This window comes from Streptomyces sp. NPDC002870, assembly GCF_042888505.1.
In the GTDB taxonomy this organism is placed as follows: Bacteria; Actinomycetota; Actinomycetes; order Streptomycetales; family Streptomycetaceae; genus Streptomyces.
The window spans coordinates 34,791-54,010 of the sequence record NZ_JBIAPW010000047.1 but is presented as its reverse complement, the minus strand read 5'-3'; the positions used below and the strand labels follow the sequence as shown (position 1 = coordinate 54,010).

General features: G+C 70.8%; 13 protein-coding genes. 7 read left to right on the top strand and 6 right to left on the bottom strand.

All coding sequences use genetic code 11. The features are described 5' to 3' along the window. Positions 1–26: 26 nt before the first annotated feature. Complete coding sequence (locus tag ACFYWY_RS35115; RefSeq protein ID WP_389194565.1) at positions 27–1,202, bottom strand: NAD(P)/FAD-dependent oxidoreductase; 1,176 nt, start codon at positions 1,200–1,202, stop codon at positions 27–29. Positions 1,203–1,373: 171 nt separating this feature from the next. On the opposite strand from ACFYWY_RS35115, the gene ACFYWY_RS35110 reads away from it, so the two are divergent. From ACFYWY_RS35110 to ACFYWY_RS35090, 5 genes are read left to right on the top strand one after another with little or no spacing between them, the layout of a single operon-like run. Further along, positions 1,374–3,122, top strand: coding sequence for an ABC transporter substrate-binding protein (locus ACFYWY_RS35110; RefSeq protein ID WP_389194562.1), 1,749 nt, complete (start codon positions 1,374–1,376; stop codon positions 3,120–3,122). A gap of 14 nt (positions 3,123–3,136) precedes the next feature. Next, positions 3,137–4,060, top strand: a complete 924-nt coding sequence (locus ACFYWY_RS35105) for an ABC transporter permease (RefSeq protein ID WP_389194559.1) — start codon at positions 3,137–3,139, stop codon at positions 4,058–4,060. Continuing rightward, positions 4,057–5,043 carry an ABC transporter permease gene (locus tag ACFYWY_RS35100; RefSeq protein WP_389194556.1) on the top strand — a complete coding sequence of 329 codons (987 nt, stop codon included), beginning with the start codon at positions 4,057–4,059 and terminating at the stop codon, positions 5,041–5,043. The genes ACFYWY_RS35105 and ACFYWY_RS35100 overlap by 4 nt, the downstream gene beginning before the upstream one ends. Continuing rightward, positions 5,043–6,047: an ABC transporter ATP-binding protein gene (locus ACFYWY_RS35095; RefSeq protein ID WP_389194553.1), complete on the top strand. Its 1,005-nt coding sequence runs from the start codon at positions 5,043–5,045 to the stop codon at positions 6,045–6,047. Before ACFYWY_RS35100 ends, ACFYWY_RS35095 begins: the two co-directional genes overlap by 1 nt. Continuing rightward, the gene (locus tag ACFYWY_RS35090) at positions 6,044–7,018 is read left to right on the top strand and encodes an ABC transporter ATP-binding protein (RefSeq protein WP_389194551.1); all 975 of its coding nucleotides are present in this window, start codon (positions 6,044–6,046) and stop codon (positions 7,016–7,018) included. Before ACFYWY_RS35095 ends, ACFYWY_RS35090 begins: the two co-directional genes overlap by 4 nt. A 78-nt stretch (positions 7,019–7,096) precedes the next feature. Here the strand turns inward: ACFYWY_RS35090 and ACFYWY_RS35085 are convergent, their stop codons facing one another. Next, positions 7,097–8,299 (bottom strand): M6 family metalloprotease domain-containing protein, encoded by a 1,203-nt coding sequence (locus ACFYWY_RS35085; RefSeq protein ID WP_389194548.1) that lies wholly within the window; start codon positions 8,297–8,299, stop codon positions 7,097–7,099. A gap of 100 nt (positions 8,300–8,399) precedes the next feature. Here ACFYWY_RS35085 and ACFYWY_RS35080 point away from each other — a divergent pair, with 100 nt between their 5' ends. Both ACFYWY_RS35080 and ACFYWY_RS35075 read left to right on the top strand, forming a co-directional pair. Further along, positions 8,400–9,374: a LysR substrate-binding domain-containing protein gene (locus tag ACFYWY_RS35080; RefSeq protein ID WP_389194546.1), complete on the top strand. Its 975-nt coding sequence runs from the start codon at positions 8,400–8,402 to the stop codon at positions 9,372–9,374. Positions 9,375–10,014: 640 nt separating this feature from the next. Further along, on the top strand, positions 10,015–10,170 hold the full coding sequence (locus ACFYWY_RS35075) for a hypothetical protein (protein WP_389194544.1): 156 nt from the start codon (positions 10,015–10,017) through the stop codon (positions 10,168–10,170). A gap of 459 nt (positions 10,171–10,629) precedes the next feature. On the opposite strand, the gene ACFYWY_RS35070 is transcribed toward ACFYWY_RS35075, so the two are convergent. The 4 genes from ACFYWY_RS35070 to ACFYWY_RS35055 form a co-directional block, all read right to left on the bottom strand. Beyond that, positions 10,630–11,889 carry a TIGR02679 family protein gene (locus ACFYWY_RS35070; protein ID WP_389194541.1) on the bottom strand — a complete coding sequence of 420 codons (1,260 nt, stop codon included), beginning with the start codon at positions 11,887–11,889 and terminating at the stop codon, positions 10,630–10,632. 92 nt (positions 11,890–11,981) lie between these two features. Beyond that, on the bottom strand, positions 11,982–16,202 hold the full coding sequence (locus tag ACFYWY_RS35065) for a TIGR02680 family protein (RefSeq protein ID WP_389194539.1): 4,221 nt from the start codon (positions 16,200–16,202) through the stop codon (positions 11,982–11,984). Further along, a complete protein-coding gene (locus ACFYWY_RS35060; RefSeq protein ID WP_389194536.1) occupies positions 16,199–17,446 on the bottom strand; it encodes a TIGR02678 family protein in 1,248 nt (415 codons plus the stop codon). Before ACFYWY_RS35060 ends, ACFYWY_RS35065 begins: the two co-directional genes overlap by 4 nt. After that, complete coding sequence (locus ACFYWY_RS35055; protein ID WP_389194533.1) at positions 17,443–19,140, bottom strand: TIGR02677 family protein; 1,698 nt, start codon at positions 19,138–19,140, stop codon at positions 17,443–17,445. The genes ACFYWY_RS35060 and ACFYWY_RS35055 overlap by 4 nt, the downstream gene beginning before the upstream one ends. Positions 19,141–19,220: the final 80 nt, after the last annotated feature.

The following is a 19,220-nucleotide window of genomic DNA, read 5'->3' as shown; positions in this document are numbered from 1 at the left end:
GACGGGCGCGGAATGGTCGGACGGATTCAGTCATCGGCAAGCGGACTCGGCGCGGCCGGAGTGAACCGATCGGGCCTGAAGGGGCTGATGTCAAGGGGTGGTTCCCCACCGGCCAGGCACCCGGCGACGATCAGACCCGTCGCCGGCGCGAGTCCGATTCCCGCCCCCTCATGGCCGCACGCGTGCAGCAGGCCGGGGACGCGCGGGTCGGGGCCGATCGCGGGCAGGTGATCCGGGAGATACGGGCGGAAACCGGCGTACGTACGCATCGCCCGCACCTCGGCCAGCACCGGGAAGAGCGCCGTGGCCCCGGCCGCCAGGCGCCGCAACGCCTCCACCGACAGCGTCCGGTCGAAGCCGACCCGCTCACGGCTGGCGCCGATCAGGACCGGTCCTGCCGCAGTGCCCTCGACCACCGCCGAGGTCTGCAGCGCGGCGGACCCGCTCGCCACGTCCGCCACATAGTCGGCCGCGTACACCTTGTGGCGCACGACGCGCGGAAGCGGCTCGGTGACGAGGACGAATCCCCGACGGGGCCGCACGGGAAGGTCAACGCCCGCGAGGCGGGCAAAGTCGCCGCCCCAGGTACCGGCGGCGTTCACCACGTGCGGGGCGTGGAGCTCCCCCCTGGGTGTCCGGACTCCGCACACCTCGCCACCGGCGCCGACAAGAAGTCCGGCGACCTCCTCCCCCGGCCTCAGACGCACCCGGTCGCCACAGGCGCGCAGCAGGTGCGCGGCGGCGAGTGCGGGCATGACCTGGGCGTCTGTGGGGTAGTGGAAGCCGCCCGTCAGACCGGGGGCAAGGTGCGGCTCCAGATCGTGGAGTCCGCCACCGGAGATCTCCTCGGCCGTGACGCCCGCCTTCCGCTGCCGCGCCGCGAACTGCCTCAGTGCGGCCATCCCGGCCTCGTCCGAGGCGACGACGAGACCGCCTTTGGGTTCGTACTCGATCTGCGGCGGCAGCAACCCGGCCAGTTCGGTCCACAACCGCGCGGACAGCAAGGCGAGTTCCAGCTCCGGGCCCGGCTCTTTGTCGGAGACGAGAAGGTTGCCCTCGCCGGCCCCTGTGGTGCCGCCCGCGACGGAACCGCGGTCGATCACGGTGACACGGAGACCGGCGCCGGCTGCGTAGTAGGCGCAGGCCGCGCCGACCACACCGGCGCCGACGACGATGACGTCAGAAGAGTTTCTCGTGAGCACGACAGTAATATTTCACATTGCACTTCCGCTCGCCAGACCACAACGCCGAGCTCTTGGGACACGGGTGGGTAACGAGGCAGCCGACCCCTTGTCAGTGCAATTTCACATTACTATGTTACAGGTCACATTCCAGCCGCCTTGGCTGTCCAACTGCTTCCGGAGTGACCACTCATGGACAAGCGCACCTGTACCGCTCTCGCCACAGCGCTGGTGGCGACCCTCGCCCTCGGCATAGCCGGCTGCTCCGGTGGTCCGGAGGCGAGCAGCTCCCGCAACGGCAAGAACCCGGCAACGACCAACAACGGCCAAGTGGTCGGCGGGACGCCGAAGAAGGGCGGCACCCTCACCGTCCTCTCCAACCAGGACTTCACCCACCTCGACCCGGCCCGTAACTGGGTGATGGGCGACATGGACTTCGGAACCCGGCTGCTCTACCGCACCCTCGTCACCTACAAGGCGGAACCGGGCGCCAAGGGCGGGGAGCTGATCCCCGACCTCGCCGAGGACCTCGGCGTCTCCTCCAACGGAGCCAGGACGTGGACCTTCAAGCTCAAGAAGGGCCTGAAGTACGAGGACGGCTCGCCGATCACCGCCCAGGACATCAAGTACAACGTGGAGCGGTCCTTCTCCCCCGACCTGCCCGGCGGCCCCGACTACGCGGCCCGCTACCTCGCGGGCGCAGAGGGCTACCGGGGTCCGGCCCAGGGCAGACACCTCGACTCCGTCAAGACGCCCGACGAGCACACGATCGTCTTCGAACTGCGCAAGCCCTTCGCGGAGTTCCCCTACGCGACGGTCCTGCCCACCTTCGCCCCAGTGCCGAAGGCGAAGGACAAGGGGCCCCAGTACGACAACCGCCCCTTCTCGTCGGGCCCGTACAAGATCGAGTCGTACGGCCGCGACAAGCAGCTGGTGCTGGTCCGCAACACCCACTGGGATGCGAGCACGGACACCGTGCGCAAGGCGTACCCGGACAAGGTGGTCGTGGTGATGGGGCTCAAGGCCAACCAGATCGACGACCGGCTCATCGCCGGCCAGGGCCCGGACGCCTCCGCGGTCCCCTGGGGCAAGCTGCGCCCCGAGAGCACCCCCAAGGTGCTGACCAAGGCCGACGTCAAGAAGCGGCTTCTCGCCGAGTCCACCAACTGCACCGAGATGGTGCAGATGCACACGGGCCGGGCGCCGTTCGACAACGTCAAGGTGCGCCAGGCCGTGCAGTACGCCCTGGATCGCGAGGGCATCCTGACCGCCTCCGGCGGGCCCGCTCTCAACGACGTGGCCACCGCCCATATGCCGGGTCCACTCTTCGACGGCGGCAAGCAGACCGACATCCTCAAGATCCCGGCGACCGGTGACGTGGAGAAGGCCAAGCAGCTGCTGAAGGAAGCGGGCAAGCCCGGCGGCTTCTCCACCAGCGTCACCGTCTCCAACGGCGACAAGGGCGTCGGCGAGGCGATCCAGCAGTCCCTCGGCCGGGCAGGGATCAAGGTCACCATCGAGACCGTGGACCCGTCCGCCTTCTACGACACCATCGGCGACACCAAGAACCGCACCGACCTGGTCTACACCGGCTGGTGTCCGGACTATCCCTCCGGCTCCACCTTCCTGCCCTTCGTCTTCGACGGCCGTTACATCAAGGAGAAGGGCAACTCCGGCAATCACTCGCTCTTCCGCGACGAGGCGACCATGAAGCGGATGGACGAGATCGCCGCCATGACCGATGCCCGGCAGGCGGGCAAGGCATGGCAGGAGCTGGACGGGCAGATCCTCGCCAAGGCCCCGGCGGCACCCGCCGTGATCGAGCGCATGCCCCTCCTGCTCGGTACCAACGTCGCGGGCGCGTTCGGCCACACATCCTTCGGCGGCCAGATCGACTACGCCACGGTCGGCCTCAAGGACCCCTCCAAGAGCAGCAATTGAAGGTACGTCACCTCATGGCTTCCACCGCCTCGGTTCCCGTGGGCAGCAGCCCCTGGCAGCTCGCCCGCGCGGAACTGCGCCGTCGCCCCTCTGTGAAGGTCTCCCTCGTCGTGGTCGCGCTCTTCGCGGTCATGGCACTGGCCGCCCCCCTGCTGAGCGCGCTGGGCGGCTGGTCCCCAGAGGAGTTCGACAAGTCCGCCGTCGACACCTATCTGGGCGGACAGCCCATCGGTCCGCTCGGTGGCGTCTCGGCCGAGCACTGGCTCGGCGTCGAACCCGTCACGGGCCGGGACCTGTTCGCCCGTGTCGTGCACGGCGCCCGGATCTCCCTGCTCATCGCCTTCGCCGCCACCGCGATCGTCGTCATCGCGGGGACGGTGGCCGGGATCGCGGCCGGCTACTTCGGCGGCCGCACCGACGCTGTCCTCTCCCGCCTGATGGACCTCACCATGTCTTTCCCGTCCCTCATCTTCATGATCGCGATGATGTCCGTGGCCAAGGACGTCAACCGGGTCGTCCTGATGACCGCCGTGATCGGCCTGTTCGGCTGGCCGGGCATCGCCCGCGTCGTGCGCGGCCAGACACTCTCGCTGAGGCATCGTGAGTACGTGGACGCAGCACGCGTCGCCGGATCGGGGCCCTGGCGGATCATCGGCCGGTCCATCCTCCCGGGCGTCGCCGGGCCCGTGATCGCGTACACCACCCTGATCATCCCGGGGATGATCGCCACCGAGGCAGCCCTGAGCTACCTGGGCGTCGGCGTCCGTCCGCCCACCCCCTCCTGGGGGCAGATGATCGCCGAGAGCGTCGCCTTCTACGACACCGATCCGATGTACTTCGTCATCCCCAGCCTCTGTCTGTTCCTCACCGTGCTCGCGTTCACCCTGCTCGGCGACGCACTGCGCGACGTCCTCGACCCGAGAGGGAACCGCACGTGATCCTCTACCTCGGCCGCCGGATCGTCGCCGTCATCGGCGTTCTGATCGCCGTCGCCGCAGTCACCTTCACCATCTTCTACGTCCTGCCCTCGGACCCGGCCGCCGCGGCCTGCGGCAAGTCGTGCAGCACCGAGCGCCTGGAGGCGATCCGCGCCCACATGGGGCTGGACCAGCCGCTGTGGCGGCAGTTCACGGACTTCGTCACCGGCATCTTCACCGGCCGCACCATGGGCAGCGGCCAGTACGCGCTGCACTGCGACTTCCCGTGCCTGGGCTACTCGTACGAGAACAGCCAAGGCGTGTGGGACCTGCTGATGGACCGACTCCCGGTATCCGCCTCACTCGCCCTGGGCGCCGCGGTGATCTGGCTGTTCCTCGGACTGACCGCGGGAGTCACCGCCGCGCTGCGCAAGGACACCCTCACCGACCGCGCCCTGATGGTCGGCGCGGTCGCCGCCGCCTCCCTGCCCGTCTACTTCACCTCGGTGATGCTCATCTACGGGGTGATTCGAACGGCCGGTCTCCTCCCCTACCCGCAGTACGTGGAGTTCACCTCCGACCCCCTCCACTGGGCCTCGAACCTGCTGCTGCCCTGGCTGGCCCTGGCCATCCTGTACGCGGCCATGTACGCGCGCCAGAGCCGCAGCTCGATGATCGAGACGATGGCGGAGCCGTACATCCGCACCGCCCGCGCCAAGGGTCTGCCGCGCCGGACGGTCGTGGTCAAGCACGGGCTGCGGGCCGGCGTGACGCCCATTCTCACCATCTTCGGGATGGACCTGGGCGGACTGCTCGCGGGCGCAGTGATCACCGAGTCCATCTTCGGGATCCCAGGCATCGGGCGGCTCTTCTACGGAGCGCTGTCCACCGGCGATCAGCCCGTCATCCTCGGCGTCACGCTGCTCGCCGCCACCTTCATCGTCGTCGCCAACCTGGCCGTCGACCTGCTCTACGCCGTCGTCGACCCCCGAGTGAGGTACTGATGGGCGCCCCCGAACCCGTGCTCTCGGTACGGGACTTGACGGTCACTTTCGCCGCCACTGGCGGTCCGGTGCGCGCCGTGGACGGCCTCGGCTTCGAGGTGCGGCACGGTGAGACCCTCGGCATCGTCGGCGAGTCCGGTTCCGGCAAGTCCGTCACCTCCCTGGCGGTGATGGGCCTGCACACCGGCGCCTCGGTCACCGGCTCCATCACCCTGGGCGGCCGGGAGCTGACCGGTCTGCCGGAGCGCGAACTGAACCGGTTGCGCGGCCGCAGGATGGCGATGATCTTCCAGGACCCGCTCTCCAGCCTCCATCCGTACTACACCGTGGGCGAACAGATAGCCGAGCACCACCGCGTGCACTTCGGCAGCCGGAGAAGGGCCGCCCGTGAGCGGGCCGTGGAGGCGCTGGCCGAGGTCGGCATCCCCGAGCCGAGACGCCGGGCGCGGGAGTACCCGCACCAGTTCTCCGGCGGCATGCGCCAGCGCGTGATGATCGCGATGGCCCTGTCCTGCGAACCCGAGCTGCTGATCGCGGACGAGCCGACCACCGCCTTGGACGTCACCGTGCAGGCGCAGATCCTGGAGCTCATCGCACGGCTCCAGCAGGATCGAGGTCTGGCCGTCATCTTGATCACGCACGATCTGGGCGTGGTCGCCCGCGTCGCCCACGAGGTCCTGGTGATGTACGGGGGCAGGGCTGTCGAAAGGGCCGACGTGGACACCCTGTTCACGGCACCGGACCACCCCTACACCCGCGGCCTGCTCGACTCCCTTCCCCGCCTCGACGACAGCGACGACGAACCGCTGAGAGCGATCCCCGGCAGCCCGCCGTCCCTGCTCACCCCGGCTCCCGGCTGCGCGTTCGCGCCCCGCTGCCCCAGGCTCGCCCGCGCCTCCGCCGAGGAGCGCTCCCGCTGCGAAACGGTGCTGCCGCTCCTCGAGGGTCCGGCCGCACATCCGGCCGCCTGCCACTTCCCCGCGTACGAAGGCGTCGCCTCATGACTCCCACTGAACCCCTGTTGTCTGTACAGAACTTGACCATGACGTTTCCCGGACGGCGTCGGTCCGCCCCGGTCCGGGCCGTCGACGGCATCACCTTCCACGTGGCGGCGGGCGAGACGCTGGGACTGGTCGGAGAGTCCGGCTGTGGCAAGTCCACCACCGGCCGCATGATCGTCCGGCTCCTGGAACCCACCACCGGCTCCGTCACCTACGACGGACGCGACATCAGCCACCTGTCACAGCGGGAACTGAAGCCGCTCCGCAAGGACCTGCAGATGGTCTTCCAAGACCCGCACTCCTCCCTCAACCCCCGCCAGACGGTGGCCCGGATCATCTCCGACCCGCTACTCGTACAGGGCAGTCCGGCGGCGGACGCCCGCAAGCGGGCCGCCGAGCTGATGGAGCTGGTGGGGCTCATCCCCGAGCACATCGATCGCTATCCGCACGAGTTCTCGGGCGGTCAGGCCCAGCGCATCGGCATCGCCCGCGCACTGGCCACCGGCCCCCGGCTCGTCGTCGCAGACGAGCCTGTCTCGGCTCTCGACGTGTCCGTCCAGGCCCAGATCGTCAACCTGATGGAGCGGCTCCAGGGCGAACTCGGCCTGGCCTACCTCTTCATCGCCCACGACCTGTCGGTCGTCAAGCGGGTGTGCGACCGGGTCGCCGTGATGTACCTGGGCCGGATCGTCGAGATCGGCCCGAAGGACCAGGTCTACGCCGCCCCGGCCCACCCGTACACGCGCGCGCTGCTGTCCGCCGTACCGCTGCCCGACCCGGCCGCCGAACGGTCCCGAGAGCGGATCACCCTGCTCGGGGACCCGCCCAGCCCGGCCTCGCCCCCGCCCGGCTGCACCTTCCATCCGCGCTGCCCCAAGGCCCGGGAGATCTGCCGTACCGAGGCACCGTCACTGGGGAACACGGCGCCGGGCGGGGCGCGGCAGGTGGCCTGCCACTTCCCCGAAGCGGCCTGAGCCGGTGCCCGACCTGCGCTGAGCACGGCTGTGCCCCGGCTCCCGCCGAGGGGCCGGGGCACAGCCGTCCGCGTTGCGCTACGACTTGGTGATCCGCACGGTCTCTCCGTACCCGTCGGCGTTCAGTACGTCGATCCGGACACCGGCCGCGGCGTCGGTGAACGACTCACCGGCCCAGTACGGGGCGTCGTCCAGCGGGCGGCAGCCGGAGGCCGGCGTGGCACTCGGTTTGGCGTCCATGACCCGGATCGGCCCTTCACCGGTCCGCACGGAGGTGTCGATCCGGTAGATCAGCGCACCGGTGGAGCAGACGGCCGTGTCCGCCTGGACGCTCCGCCTCGACTCGACGACGTACGCGGTCGTGGGACCGGTGCGTATGACCGCCATCTTGGTGCCGGATCCGTACTCGACGGCGGTGAGATACACGGTGTCGCTGCCTGCCGAGGCCCGGCAGACGACCTGACTGTCCTGGGTCCAGCCGAGCTTCCAGGACTGCCAGGCGAAGTACTGCGGTCCCGCTCCGCCAATCAGGCCCATCACATCCCACCCGCCCACGAAGCGGTGGGCATCGGTACCCGCGGCGAAGGCGTACAGGTCGGGCAGGCCGAAGGTATGGCCGGTCTCGTGGGCCACCAGCTTCCTGCCCCAGTGCCACATGTCCTGGCCGAAGGTCACCGCCCACTTGATCCGGCTGCCGTCGGCTACGACACCCGCCGTTCCAGGGTCGTACACATAGGTGGGGGTGAAGGAGATCGCCGACGCGTTCCTCGTCGCCACGGCGTAGACCATGTCGTACTGCGAGAAGTCCACGTACGGGTCGGCCGCCGTGACCGCGTCCTTGACGTACGCCTCGTGCTCGTCGTGCGACAGGCCGCGCTCGTATCCGTATTCGGTCGAGTTGTGCGGCATCCTCACCCAGCGCTGGTGCTGGGTGATGGCGAGCCAGGCCTTTCCGTACGAGGCGTTCCACAGCCAGTCCGCACCGGGTGTGATCTGTGCCGCGTCCTCGGCAGGGGACTCGGTGGCGGGGGCATCCGGGAAGTCCACGAAGATCATGGCGACCTTGATGGTTCCCGACGGGCGCTTGAACACGGAGTAGTCCGTGTTCTGCCCTTCGTCCGTCCAGCCGGTGGTGCCGCGCAGCGCACAGGCCGACACGCTGTCCGCGGCCGTCGCAGCCCGGGCGGGAGGGGTGGCGAGGAGTAGGAGCGGGAGCAGGGCAGCGAGCAGCAGCGGCAGAAGAACCGGCCGGGTGGTCGACGAGAGATGTGGGGGTCTCACATGATCAATACCTTTCCATGAATGGCGTGTGACATTTCACATAAGACTGCTGACGCACGACCCTGCCCGAAAGCTGTCGTCGGTCCATAACATCCGCGCCATGGATCTGGAGATACGGCACCTGCGGGTGGTGTGCGCGATCGCCGAGGCGGGGAGCCTCACCCGCGCTGCCGCCGCACTCCGCATGACGCAGCCAGGACTCAGCGCCCAACTGCGCCGTATCGAAGCCATGCTGGGCGGGACCCTGTTCGACCGGCGACAGGAGGGCACCGCCCCCACGCCCTTCGGCGAGCTCGTCATCGGACGGGCCCGCGCCGTCCTGCCGGGCATCGACGGGCTGCTCGCCGACACGGCCCGGGCCGCCCGCCGCATGTCGGCCGCGGACCGGATCCGCGTCGGCTCGGTCGGCGCTCCGCTGCTCGGTCATCTTCTCCTGGCCGTAAAGGCGTTGCGGCCCGAAGCCCACCTGACCGCCCGCTGTCAGTACTCGCCCGTCGCCCTGCTCGACGACCTCGCCGCGGGCCGGCTGGAAGCGGCGGTGCTCGGTGACCACCCGGACCAGGAGCTGCCGCAGCGTGAGGGCGTGACACTCCACGCGATCGTCACGGAGCCCGTCTTCGTCCTCCTGCCGGCGACCCACCCGCTTGCCGCGCGGGACGAGGTCCCGCTGGCCGAGCTTCTGGACGAGGACTGGGCGGTTCCCCGGCCCGACGGCGACCGGACCCGCGAATACTGGGCTTCCGTCTGCGCTCTGACGGACCACGCTCCGTTCGCCCCTTACGAAGCGGAGGGGCGGCAGCTGATCGAGATCATAAGGGCGGGCCTGGCCGTCAGCCTCTGCCAGGCCACGTTCATCGAGGTGCCCGGCGTCGCGGTCCGCCCTCTGGCCGAAAACCCCTTGTGGTACCGGCACATTCTGGCCTGGCACCGCGATGGCCCTCTCGCGGCCTGCGGCAGCGACATCCTGCGCCGGGTGGTCGATGGATATCTGTCCACCTGCTCCGCCAGCCCGACGTACGCGCGCTGGCGGGAGCGACACCCGGCTGCAGTCCAGCCGGTGGCGGTGCCGCCCTGACTTTCAGTTTCTTCTGTTGCTTGCAACCCCCCCTCTTTCACTGCCATGTGAACTGTGAAATTGTACGGTCACACTTTACGCGGGCATGACAGCTCCCGGAGTGCTCAACTTCCGTTGCCATCACGGTCCGCACCCCCCACCGCCGTGCCCCACGCACGGCTGCCGACCGGCCTGGAGGCCATCGCCATGCGCAGACCCCCCACACTCTGCTTGGCCACTACCGCGCAGGCGAGTACGACACGGCCCACAGCCTGCTCCGCGACACCATCGGCACCAAGTACGACGTCGACTTCGCCGACTGGCTGAGCAAGTGCGCCGGCGGCGACTGCGGCCAACTGCCGGTCCGGAGCGGCCGGTGACCGGGGCCTCGGTCACCGGCAAGAACTGAGCCAGGAGAGCCTGGTGTCCCGCGCATCGTTCGTGCGCGGGACACCAGGCTTCTCAACTGTCCCGGTTCATCTGTCTCTGAAAACTGGACGACGCCTCGGTCGACGCAGTCCGCGCGTCCTTCACGGCCACGACGGGCCTGACACCCGACTGCCGCTCCACCAACGCCCCGGAGCGTCCGCGGTTCGCGTGTACCGGGCAGGTCACCGCGAACCTGACGAACGCCGGCGACGCCGACCAGATGTTCAAGGACATGAGCGAGACGGTCGACTCCGCCATCCTCGACCGGGCGGCCACCGGCGAGAACAACCTCACCGACATGAACTGCGCCTTCGGCGAGGTGGACGTCGCCCCCGACGGCCGCACCGGCACGGCGGACTACACCTGCGAGGGCCCGCTGCGCAGTTGACGCGCCGGGGGTGGGAGCCGTCCGACGGGAGGGCTCCCACCCCTGCCTCCGTCACCGCCGTCCGGCGCTGTCACGGTCCGCTGCCGTCTGGAGCGCCGGACGGAGGACCCCCAACTCCTAGCAGGCAGAGGCAACCACCCGCGTTCTCCCCCAGGTCAGACGGCCTTTGCCCCAGGCTCAAGAATCGCCACGCACTCCACGTGATGCGTCATCGGAAAGCGGCTGGCATCGGGACGTGGTGCTGAGTCGCAGGTCAGAGAAGGTTTCGCAGCGGCTTGGGAAGCGTCAGCAACCTGGTGAGCGTCAAACGAGCGTCATGACGTCCACGGCGAAAAAGCGCCAGCCGTTGACAACGCCACATCGGAGGCGTTCCGCCACGCCGACGAGGAGCGCTTCGCCTACCGGATCGTACTGCGCGGCGAGGGCGACGGGCGAGCGCCGCACGCTCTGGGATGCGTCTCAACGAGCCTGCCTCTCCAGGTCCGAAAGCAAATCGTCGAGCACCACCTCCTCTTCGACACGAACACCGCGTTCGGCGAGAGCGACGGCCAGGGCGGGATCCCACGGAGTCGCGGCAGGCGCGCCCGTCAGGTCCGGGGCCTCGGCCACCCTGGCCGCCGCTGCTCGATAGTGGGCGGCCGTGTAGCGCCACGGCCGCCACGGGACACCTCGCCGCAGCGCGGCGGCGATGCGCACGCCGCCCCAGTCGAAGTCGCCGTGGTAAAGAAGCCCGGCTCCCTGGGCGGACAGGCCACGCAGCAGAGTGAGCGCGGCGGCTGAGGGCTGTCCCTGGAGGCACACCATGGGCGGGCAAGCCCGGCCGAAGGTGTCGGCTGCGGCGGACAGGACGGCCGGGTTCTCGCAGACGTAAACGGTTCCCGTCGTCGTGACGGCGGGGACTGGCATGTGACGGGTGAGGGAACGCAGCGTCAGGACCGCGGGCTCACCGGTATCGGCCATCCAGTCGAGGGACGGGGTGCCCCGCAGGTTGAGGGAGAGGACGGTCGATGACACGTCGTCCCTGAGCAGGCCGGCCGAAGCCCATGCTTCCCGTCGCCATTCGGCACCGGCGCCGTCCGGGAAGCCCATGAGAGAACGGAGCCCCGACAGGACGAGAGCGGCGAGCGGTGTCCCCTCGTCCAGGGCGTGGGCGCCCGAGAAGTTTCGTGCCGCGAACGTGGCGCGTGACATCGGGGGTGACACGGGCAGCGAACGCAGCGCGCGCACGGCAGCGTCCACCAGGGGCCCGGCGACTTCCGGTGTGCGCGCGAGGCGCCGTACGAGACCGTCCCTGCGGATCCGCTCCGCCCAGTCGGTTAGCTCGGCGTCGAGAGTGCCGAGCGGGGCGTACGCCTCCTCCCAGGCCCGCTCCTCCTTGTCCCGCGTCGCCGCGTGCAGGGTGACGGGGCCGGTGAGTGCCACCACGGCGACCCCCAGGCCGTCAGGGCTGACACCGGAGCGGCGCAGAATCGCGTCCGCCGTGTCGAGGCGAACGGTCAGAGAACGACCGGCTCGTGGTACGCGTCCCAACAAACTCTCCGCAGCACGACGTTGGGATTCATCGGGGTGGGACAGGGTGACGGGGCCGGTGAGTGGTCGGCCGCGTGCCATCCGCTGCCGGGCGCGGTCCACGAGCCAGGCCAGGCCGGGATCACCGAGCAGCCGGCCGAGGCGTTCGGCGTCGACCTGTTCGCCGTTCTGCGGTGTCGCGGAAGGCACTGCTTCCACGGTGTCCGCCGGCCTCTCCCGCCCCGCCCGTCCGCTGGTTCCGGGCAGCTGACCGGTCTGTGACGACGCAGGCACCGCAGCATTCACGTCCACAGGGACTCCTGTTCTCCGGTGCCGTCGGGGACGGCAGTCCGTCCCGGCCCGGCTGACGGCCTGTCCGCCCCAGCGGCCACTCCGTCCGAGACGGCGGCATGAGAGGGTCCTGTGGAAGCGCTCGTCTGTCCGCCGGGCTCCGTGCCACGCCGTCGATTGCTCCCGTCCCACTCCCACCGGGTCACCAGCACGGCGGCGATGTCGTCGACGCGCGAAAGTTGCGCTATGGCGATTCCGGGGACCTGGGGGTAGCAGGCCCATTCCCGTTCGCTGGTCATGACGACGTCGAGGTCGAAGGCGCGCAGCAGGCCGAGGCACTTGGCGCGCGAGTCGTCGTCCACGCCGGCGAACGCCTCGTCCAGGGTGACCAGGCGTGGGGCGTGGGCGCCGCCCGCGCTCGCGTAGTGGGAGGACGCCGCGGCGAAGAGAGGCACGGACGCCGCCAGGACCCGTTCGCCGCCCGAGGCGGGCCCGGTGGCCGGTACCCATTTCCCGTGCTGGTGACGTTCGACGCCGAACTCGTGCCAAGCCCGGTAGTCGAGGGCGGCGGTGAGATCCTCCAGCCAGCTGCCGGCGCTGTCGTCGGCCTGTCGGCGGGCGATCTGTTCCTGGAGGAACGCGCCGACCGCAGCCCTGTCCTGTGGCGACCACGCGTCGGCGGACTGGCGCAGCCGTTCACGGGCCTGTGTCAGTCCCTGCGGGGCCCGGCGCGACGCCCGCCACACCAGCCGCAGCTTCATTCCGGTCGAGGTCGGGCGCTCCTCCAGTTCCCTGTTCATGGCGCGCACCTGCCGTTCGGCGGCACCGATCAGTTCCTGGAGCGTGCCGGCGACCTCGGTGATCAGATGGGTCTGAAGGATCTCGCGCTCGTGCGCGGACAGGACGCGGGTCAGCTCGGCGACCTCGGTGGCGAGGGCGTCGGCGAGTTCGGGAACGGCCCGTTCACGGCCCTGGTAGACGATGTCGACCCGCATGCCGTCCTCGCTCGGACGGGCGGTGGCGGTGTGGCCGTGCCGGGACAGCGCGTCCTGTAGCCTGCCGTACTCCTCGCTCAGCCGTTTCTGTACGCGCGCCCAGGCCGCGTCCGAGTCGTCGACCGAGGAGAGCTGGGACTCGATGGCGCGAGCGAGGTTGACAGCCGGGGTCGCCGCCCAGGTCCCTCCATCGTCGTCCGGTACGACGACGTCGGGAAGGGCAACGGCGAGCAGTCCTGTCGAGGCGTACCGCTGAAGAGCCACGATGGCACGTTCACGCGCGGCGGTCGCCTCGGTGACGTCCTCTGCGAGCCGCTCGATGCGCCCCTCGGCGTGGCTGGCACGCCGGTCCGCGTCGCCGAAGTCCGCCTGGGCGCACTGCTGTTCGCTCTCGCAGACGCGTACCGCCGCCTCTGTCTCCTCCAGCCGCCGCTGCAGTTCGGCGACGGCTGCTCCGACGGTGGAGCGGAGTGTCGTGAGGCGCTCGTCCGCCGCCGCGGCGAGGCGGGCCGCTTCTGTTGTGCGCTCCGCGAGTTCGGACACGCGGAGTTCGGCCCGGCCGGTCTCCGCCTGCTCACCGGAGACCGCGTGCTCGGCCTCGGCGCGTTCACGCAGCGCCGGCCACAGCGCCGCCAGGCAAGCGGTGTGGTCGGCGAGCGCCTGGCGCACGGAGCCCAGTCCCGTCCTGTCGGTGGGGAGGTTCAGGGCGGCCGCGGTCTCGGTGAGCTCGGCCGCCGCACGGTCGGCGTTCCCGGCCGCCAGGGCCAGTTCTGCGGCCCGCTCGTCCTGCCGGGTACGGGCCCGGTGGGCCGCGTCGGCCGCGGCTGTGACGCGTGCGTGGGCATGACGCAGGTCGTCGTCACCCGGTACCGCGGCGAGTTCGGCGTCGAGCACGCCACGGCGCTCGGCCACGGCGCCCAGTTCCTCGGCCAGCTGCTCCCGCTCCGCTTCCAACGCCTCCAGTTCGGTGCGCAGTTCGCCGATCCGGGCGCGGCGCGCTTGTTCCCGCGCCCCTTCTCCCACGTACTGGGCACTGTCCTTGGCCCAGCTTCCGGTCAGCGCGCCGACGCGGAAACGCCCGTCCGTGGAGACCCAGGTGTCGTTGCCTTCGGCCTCCCAGGAGGGCTCTTCGGACCTGTCGCCGTTCTTTCCGGCCAGCCCGATCCAGGCGAGCAGGCGCTCGACCGTCCCTTCCCCCACGGCGGCGGCCTGCACGTCCGCGTGGTTGACCGCCGGGCACAGCGCGCGGTCGAGGCCGCCCCCTCTGCGCGTGCCCATGGGGTCGAGCAGCACGTCGTGGCCGTCCGCCGCCACCGCGGAGCCGTCCGGCCGTACCCAGGCGTCGAGGAGCCCCGATGCCTCCAGCGCGGCTTCCAGTCCCGCGCGTTCGGCCTCGGTGACGTGCGGACGGAAGTCGACGAGCCGCCACAGCGGGGCGCCGAGGCCCCGGTCCCGGACATCGGGCGTGCGCGTGTACGGAGCGGCCGGGCCGCGCTCCCCGCCCGATTCGAGGGCGGTCAGTTCTTCTGCCGCCAGCCGCCGGCGTTCCGCCCTCGCCGCCTCGCGGTGGGCCAGACTGGCCGCCCGGTCGGCCAGCTGAGAGGCGGCGGTGCGATGGGGTGCGGCCGCCGCCGCGCGTGCCGGGTGAGGGCCGTCCAGACTGCTCGCCCAGTCCTGAACCGCGTCCAGGACCCCCGGCAGTCCGGGTACGCGCAGTTCCACGCACCCGGAGAGATGTTCCTTCACCGCCGTGATCAGCACACGTCCTGCCTCGGCGACGCTCTCCTCCGCCTCGGCCAGCCGCTCCCTGCTGTGCACGACCTCCTCGTCGGCCTCGTCGGCGCGCAGCTGGGCGGCCCTGCGCGTCTCCTCGGTCCGCTCGCCCCGCGTGGCGAGTTCCTCCACATGCTCGACGGCGCGCCGCCTGCTCGCTGTCGCCTCGTCCGCTTCCCGGCGCAGGGCCGCATCGGGGGCTCCCTGTGTCCTGGGGAGGTCGAGCCGGGCCGCCGCGGCACTCTCCGCCACGCGGCCCTGGATGTCGTCCAGGGTCTCCTGAGCCGCGGTGAGCCGATTACTCGCGGTGGCGAGCCGGCCCAGGGCCCGGGTGTGTGCTTCGGCCGCCGTCTGCCGGTCCGCCTCGGCACGCGTCAGTTCTCCTGCCGTGCGGGAGGCGTCGACCGCCGCCTGATCGAGTGCGCGGGCGTCACGCATCTCGGGTCCGGACCGCAGTGCGGCGTCCTGGGCGCTCAGCCGCGCGGCCCGCTCGTCGAGTGCGGCGCCCCTCGCCTGGGCCTCCGTCCGATCCGCCACAGCCCGGTCGCGGTCGCCCTGCGCCTTGAGGAGTTCACGCTGGAGGTGCTCATACCGGGCGTGTTCGCGGCGGGGCAGCCGGGCCCGGCGCCGGGAGGCGATACGGGCGTAGCGCCGGTAGTGGTCGAGGAACCCCGACGAGGCCTGCTCGGCCTCGCGGGCCGCCCTCAGCTCCTCCTTCTCCTCGTCCAGCGACCTGAACGCCTCCGCCGCGTCGGCGATGACCGCCTGGTCCATCGGCGGCAGCGCCTCCGTCAGCGCCCGGGACAGGGCGGCTTCGTTGGGGCGCTTGGACAACTGGGGCTGGCGCAGCTGGATCAGAAGGTCTACGAGCGCGCCGTAGCGCCGCTCCCCCAGCCCGAAGAGAGCTTCGTCGACCGCTCTGCGGTACGTCTTCGCGGTGTCGTACACCATGCCGCGGCTGCCGACGGCCTCCGCGAGCCGGTCCCGGGACAGAGCCGTGCCGGTCGCGTCCAGCAAGTCGAGGCCGGCGCCAACCCGCTGGTCCGTCAGCGCGAACCAGTGGCGGGCGATGCCGCGTCCGGCGACCGCCTTCAGCCCGCAGAGCAGCGTACGGAAATGCGGCTCGCCCGTGGTCTCGTCGAGCCGTCCGAACTCGATCCAGGTGTAGCCGAGCCGTTCCGGATGCGGGTGTTCGCCACCCAGGAGCAGGTTCCACTCCATCCGCTTGCCCGGGTCGCCGTCGGGCTCGACGCGGCGGGCGGAGAGGTCTCCGTCCAGCAGGAACGGCAGGGTGAGGGCGAGCACCTTCGACTTGCCGGTGCCGTTGTTGCCGCGCAGCAGCAGACGGCCGTCCCGGAACCAGAACTCCTCGACGTCATAGTGGAACAGGTCGACGAGCCCGATGCGCAGGGGCCGCCACCGGCCGGGCGCGGGGCTGGGGAGCGCGGTCAAAGCGCGGTTCACCTTTCGTCCTTCGCGGTCGTTTGCGGCAGCTCGGCAGGGTGGTGGGCCGGTCCTGGTTCCCTGACGACGGGCTCGCCGACCGCGTACCGCGCGAGGGCCGGGCGCGGCACGACGCCCCGTTCCGTGCGCTCGGCGAGTCCCAGCGCCACCAGCTTCGTCAGCGCCTGCTCCACGAGTCCGGGCTCCGCCCCCGGCTCTCTCGCCGACTTGGACCAGAAACCGCCGTGTTCCACGGCCAGTTCCCGTACGCGGGACGCCAGCTCCGCCGGTTCGACAGGACCGGCGGCCTGCGCCAGGTGTCCTGCCAGCAGCAGGGTGATGTGACCGTGCGTGCCCTGCTCCGGCATGCGTACGTCCGTGAGGTCGTCCAGGGGGTCGACCATGGCGATGCCTTCGGCACGGACCTCCGCGACCAGTCCGGTCAGTTCACTGATACGGGCGGTGATGAAGCCGCGCTGCCGGGTGAGGTAGGCCAGTTCGTCGTCGGTCAGGTCGTCGTAGTAGAGCACCGGGTCGTCGAGGAGGCGGCGGGTCAGCTTCCAGCGGATCGCGCGGAACCTGAGCTCGTCGCTGTCGAGCGCGGTCTGCGCCGTCATCTCCACCAGGCGTTCCTCGAAGCCCTCGGCCTCGATCATGGAGGGGCCGCGCAGGGACGCCGGCATCCCGGCCAGCACGCGCCGCCGCACGTCGTACAGCACGTCCCCCGATCCGCTGACGTATGCCTCCTCGTCACCGGCCACCCGCCGTAGCACACCGAGCCGCAGCAGCAGTCGTACAACGGCTGCGAGGTCGAGGCGCTCGTCGCGCCGCTCGAGGGTGAACGTGATCCCGGCGGCGACGAGTTCGGGATCGGCCGCGGCCAGGACGACCTGTTCGGCGAGGCGTCCGAGTGCCACCTGCGACTCGCCCCGCTCCAGCGCGGCCAGCGTCAGGCAGAGCAGGACGTAGCGGCGGCGTGTGAAGGGCAGGGCGGTCCGGGTGGCTTCGCGTGCGGGGTGCGTGGCGTCGGTGAGGGTGCCCGGCGTCTTGCGCAGCCGTGCGGCGTCGGCGTCCGTGCGCAGCGTCCAGCCGACGTTGCGCTCGAACCACTCCCGCAGTTCGGCGGCGTGTCGGCGCACCAGCCGGAACTCGTCGGCGTACGGCCCGTCAGCGGTGAGCAGCGGCTCCTTCAGCAGGGCTCGCGCGGCCCGTTGGAGGTCGGCCTCGCGCTGGCCGTCCAGGACCTCGGTCAGGGGGCCGGTCATGGGTCCTCCGTGAGGCGTGGGGTGGCCCGGGAGGGCCGGAGGGGGGTGCCCTGCCGGGGTACGGACAGGGTCGCGGGCTGCGGACTCGGCAGGGCCGGGGCAGAGAACGGCCCGCCGCGCTCCCCAGCCGCCGTGAGGTCGACGATGTCGATCAGATGGTCGGGGCCGCTGAACACCCCGTCCGTCGTGTGCACTTCGGCCGTCGAGCCGTCGTCGAGCGCGGTCAGCCGGATCTCCATCGAGCCGTCACCGCTGGTGGCCACGGTGGTCGTCATGCCCGACCGCCAGGTGGAGAGCGCATCGCCGAGCAGACGCAGGAACAACTGGAAGGCGAGTGGGTCGAGTTCCCCCAGACGGGACAGCCGGACCGGACCGCCCGTTGCCAGGCGGTCCCGTGCCGCGCCGGCCTGCTCCGCCTGCCGGGCGGCGATCTCGGCGAGCCTGCGCTTCGCCTCACCCCGTTCGGCCACCTTGCGCGGCTTGCCGCGCCGCTCGTAGCTGCCGGTACGGCGCAGCTGGGGGCTGATCCGCAGCGGTCGCGCCTCGCCCCACGGGGTCGAGGCCGGCTCCGGCGCGGCCGTCCGTTCGGCGAGGGTGTCGGCGTCGACGGTGAGGTGCCGGGAGGAGTGCAGCCCGAACGCCACCCGCCACAGCCGGTGCCTCGCCGCGTCGTCGGGCGTCCGGGCGAACCAGCGCGCCAGCGCGCGGAAGTCGGCCGAGCGGTCGGAACGACCGGCCCGCCGTTCGTTCAACTGCCGTACGGCGGCGAGGAGTTGTGGAATCGATCCAAGGGCCCGCCCGCGCAGTAGCCTGGCCTGCGACTCACGCCCCTCCGCCGACACGAACCACTGGGCGAGCCCGGACCACCGGGCGGCCCACTTCTCGTACGCGACCGCCTCTGCGTGCTCGGCGTCCTCGGGAGCGGCGTCGGCGGCCTCCCGGGCGGCGGCGAGACGCAGCAGCGGCCCGACCCGGCCCTGCTCCTCCAGCTCCCCGATCAGCACGGCGATCCGGCCGCCGAGCGTGATGAGGTCCTGGATGAACCGCTCCAGGTACTGGATCAGCCGGTCCTTGTACGCGAGGAACGCCTCGACCTCGATGTCGTGCAGGTCGATGGTGCGCTGGAGCGACCCCATGAAGGCACGGGCGTTGTCCGCGAGATCGGTGAAGCGTGCCGTCAGCACGGACAGGGCGACGTATGCCTTGGCCGGGTCGGGCTCGTCCTCCGACGCGATCACCAGCAGCGCCCGCAGCTGCGTGACGATGTCGTGCAGCGCGACCGCCTGGAGTTCGCCGCGCCGTCCCAGCACCTCGTCGTACGTCCCCAGCGCCGCCTCGGCCGCCTCACCGGCCCGCGTGAGCTGGTAGATGAACCGCTTGCGGTAGAAGTCCTCGACCGCCGTCACCCGAGCGGTGTCCGGATCGGCCCGCAGATTCCCCCAAGTGACCAGGCTGTCCAACGCCTTCACCACCGACTCCACGTCGGCCGGCCGACTCCCCGCGTCCAGCGCGGCGTACACGTCCTCCGGCCGCAGATGCACCGCGAACCGCTCTTTGGCGGCGAGGAACGCGCGCATCATCTGCCGGTAGAGGGGGGCGTTGGGGACGGTCAGGTGAGCGAAGGGGCCGTAGTCGACGGGGGTCGGGGCGGGGGGCTCGGAAGTCTGGGCGGGCCCGAAGGTCTGGGATGTCATCGTCGATCCATTCTTCCGGACCTCTGGCCCCACCTGTGTGTGATGTCCGATTTTCGTCTGCTAGGACTGACCAGCGCTCT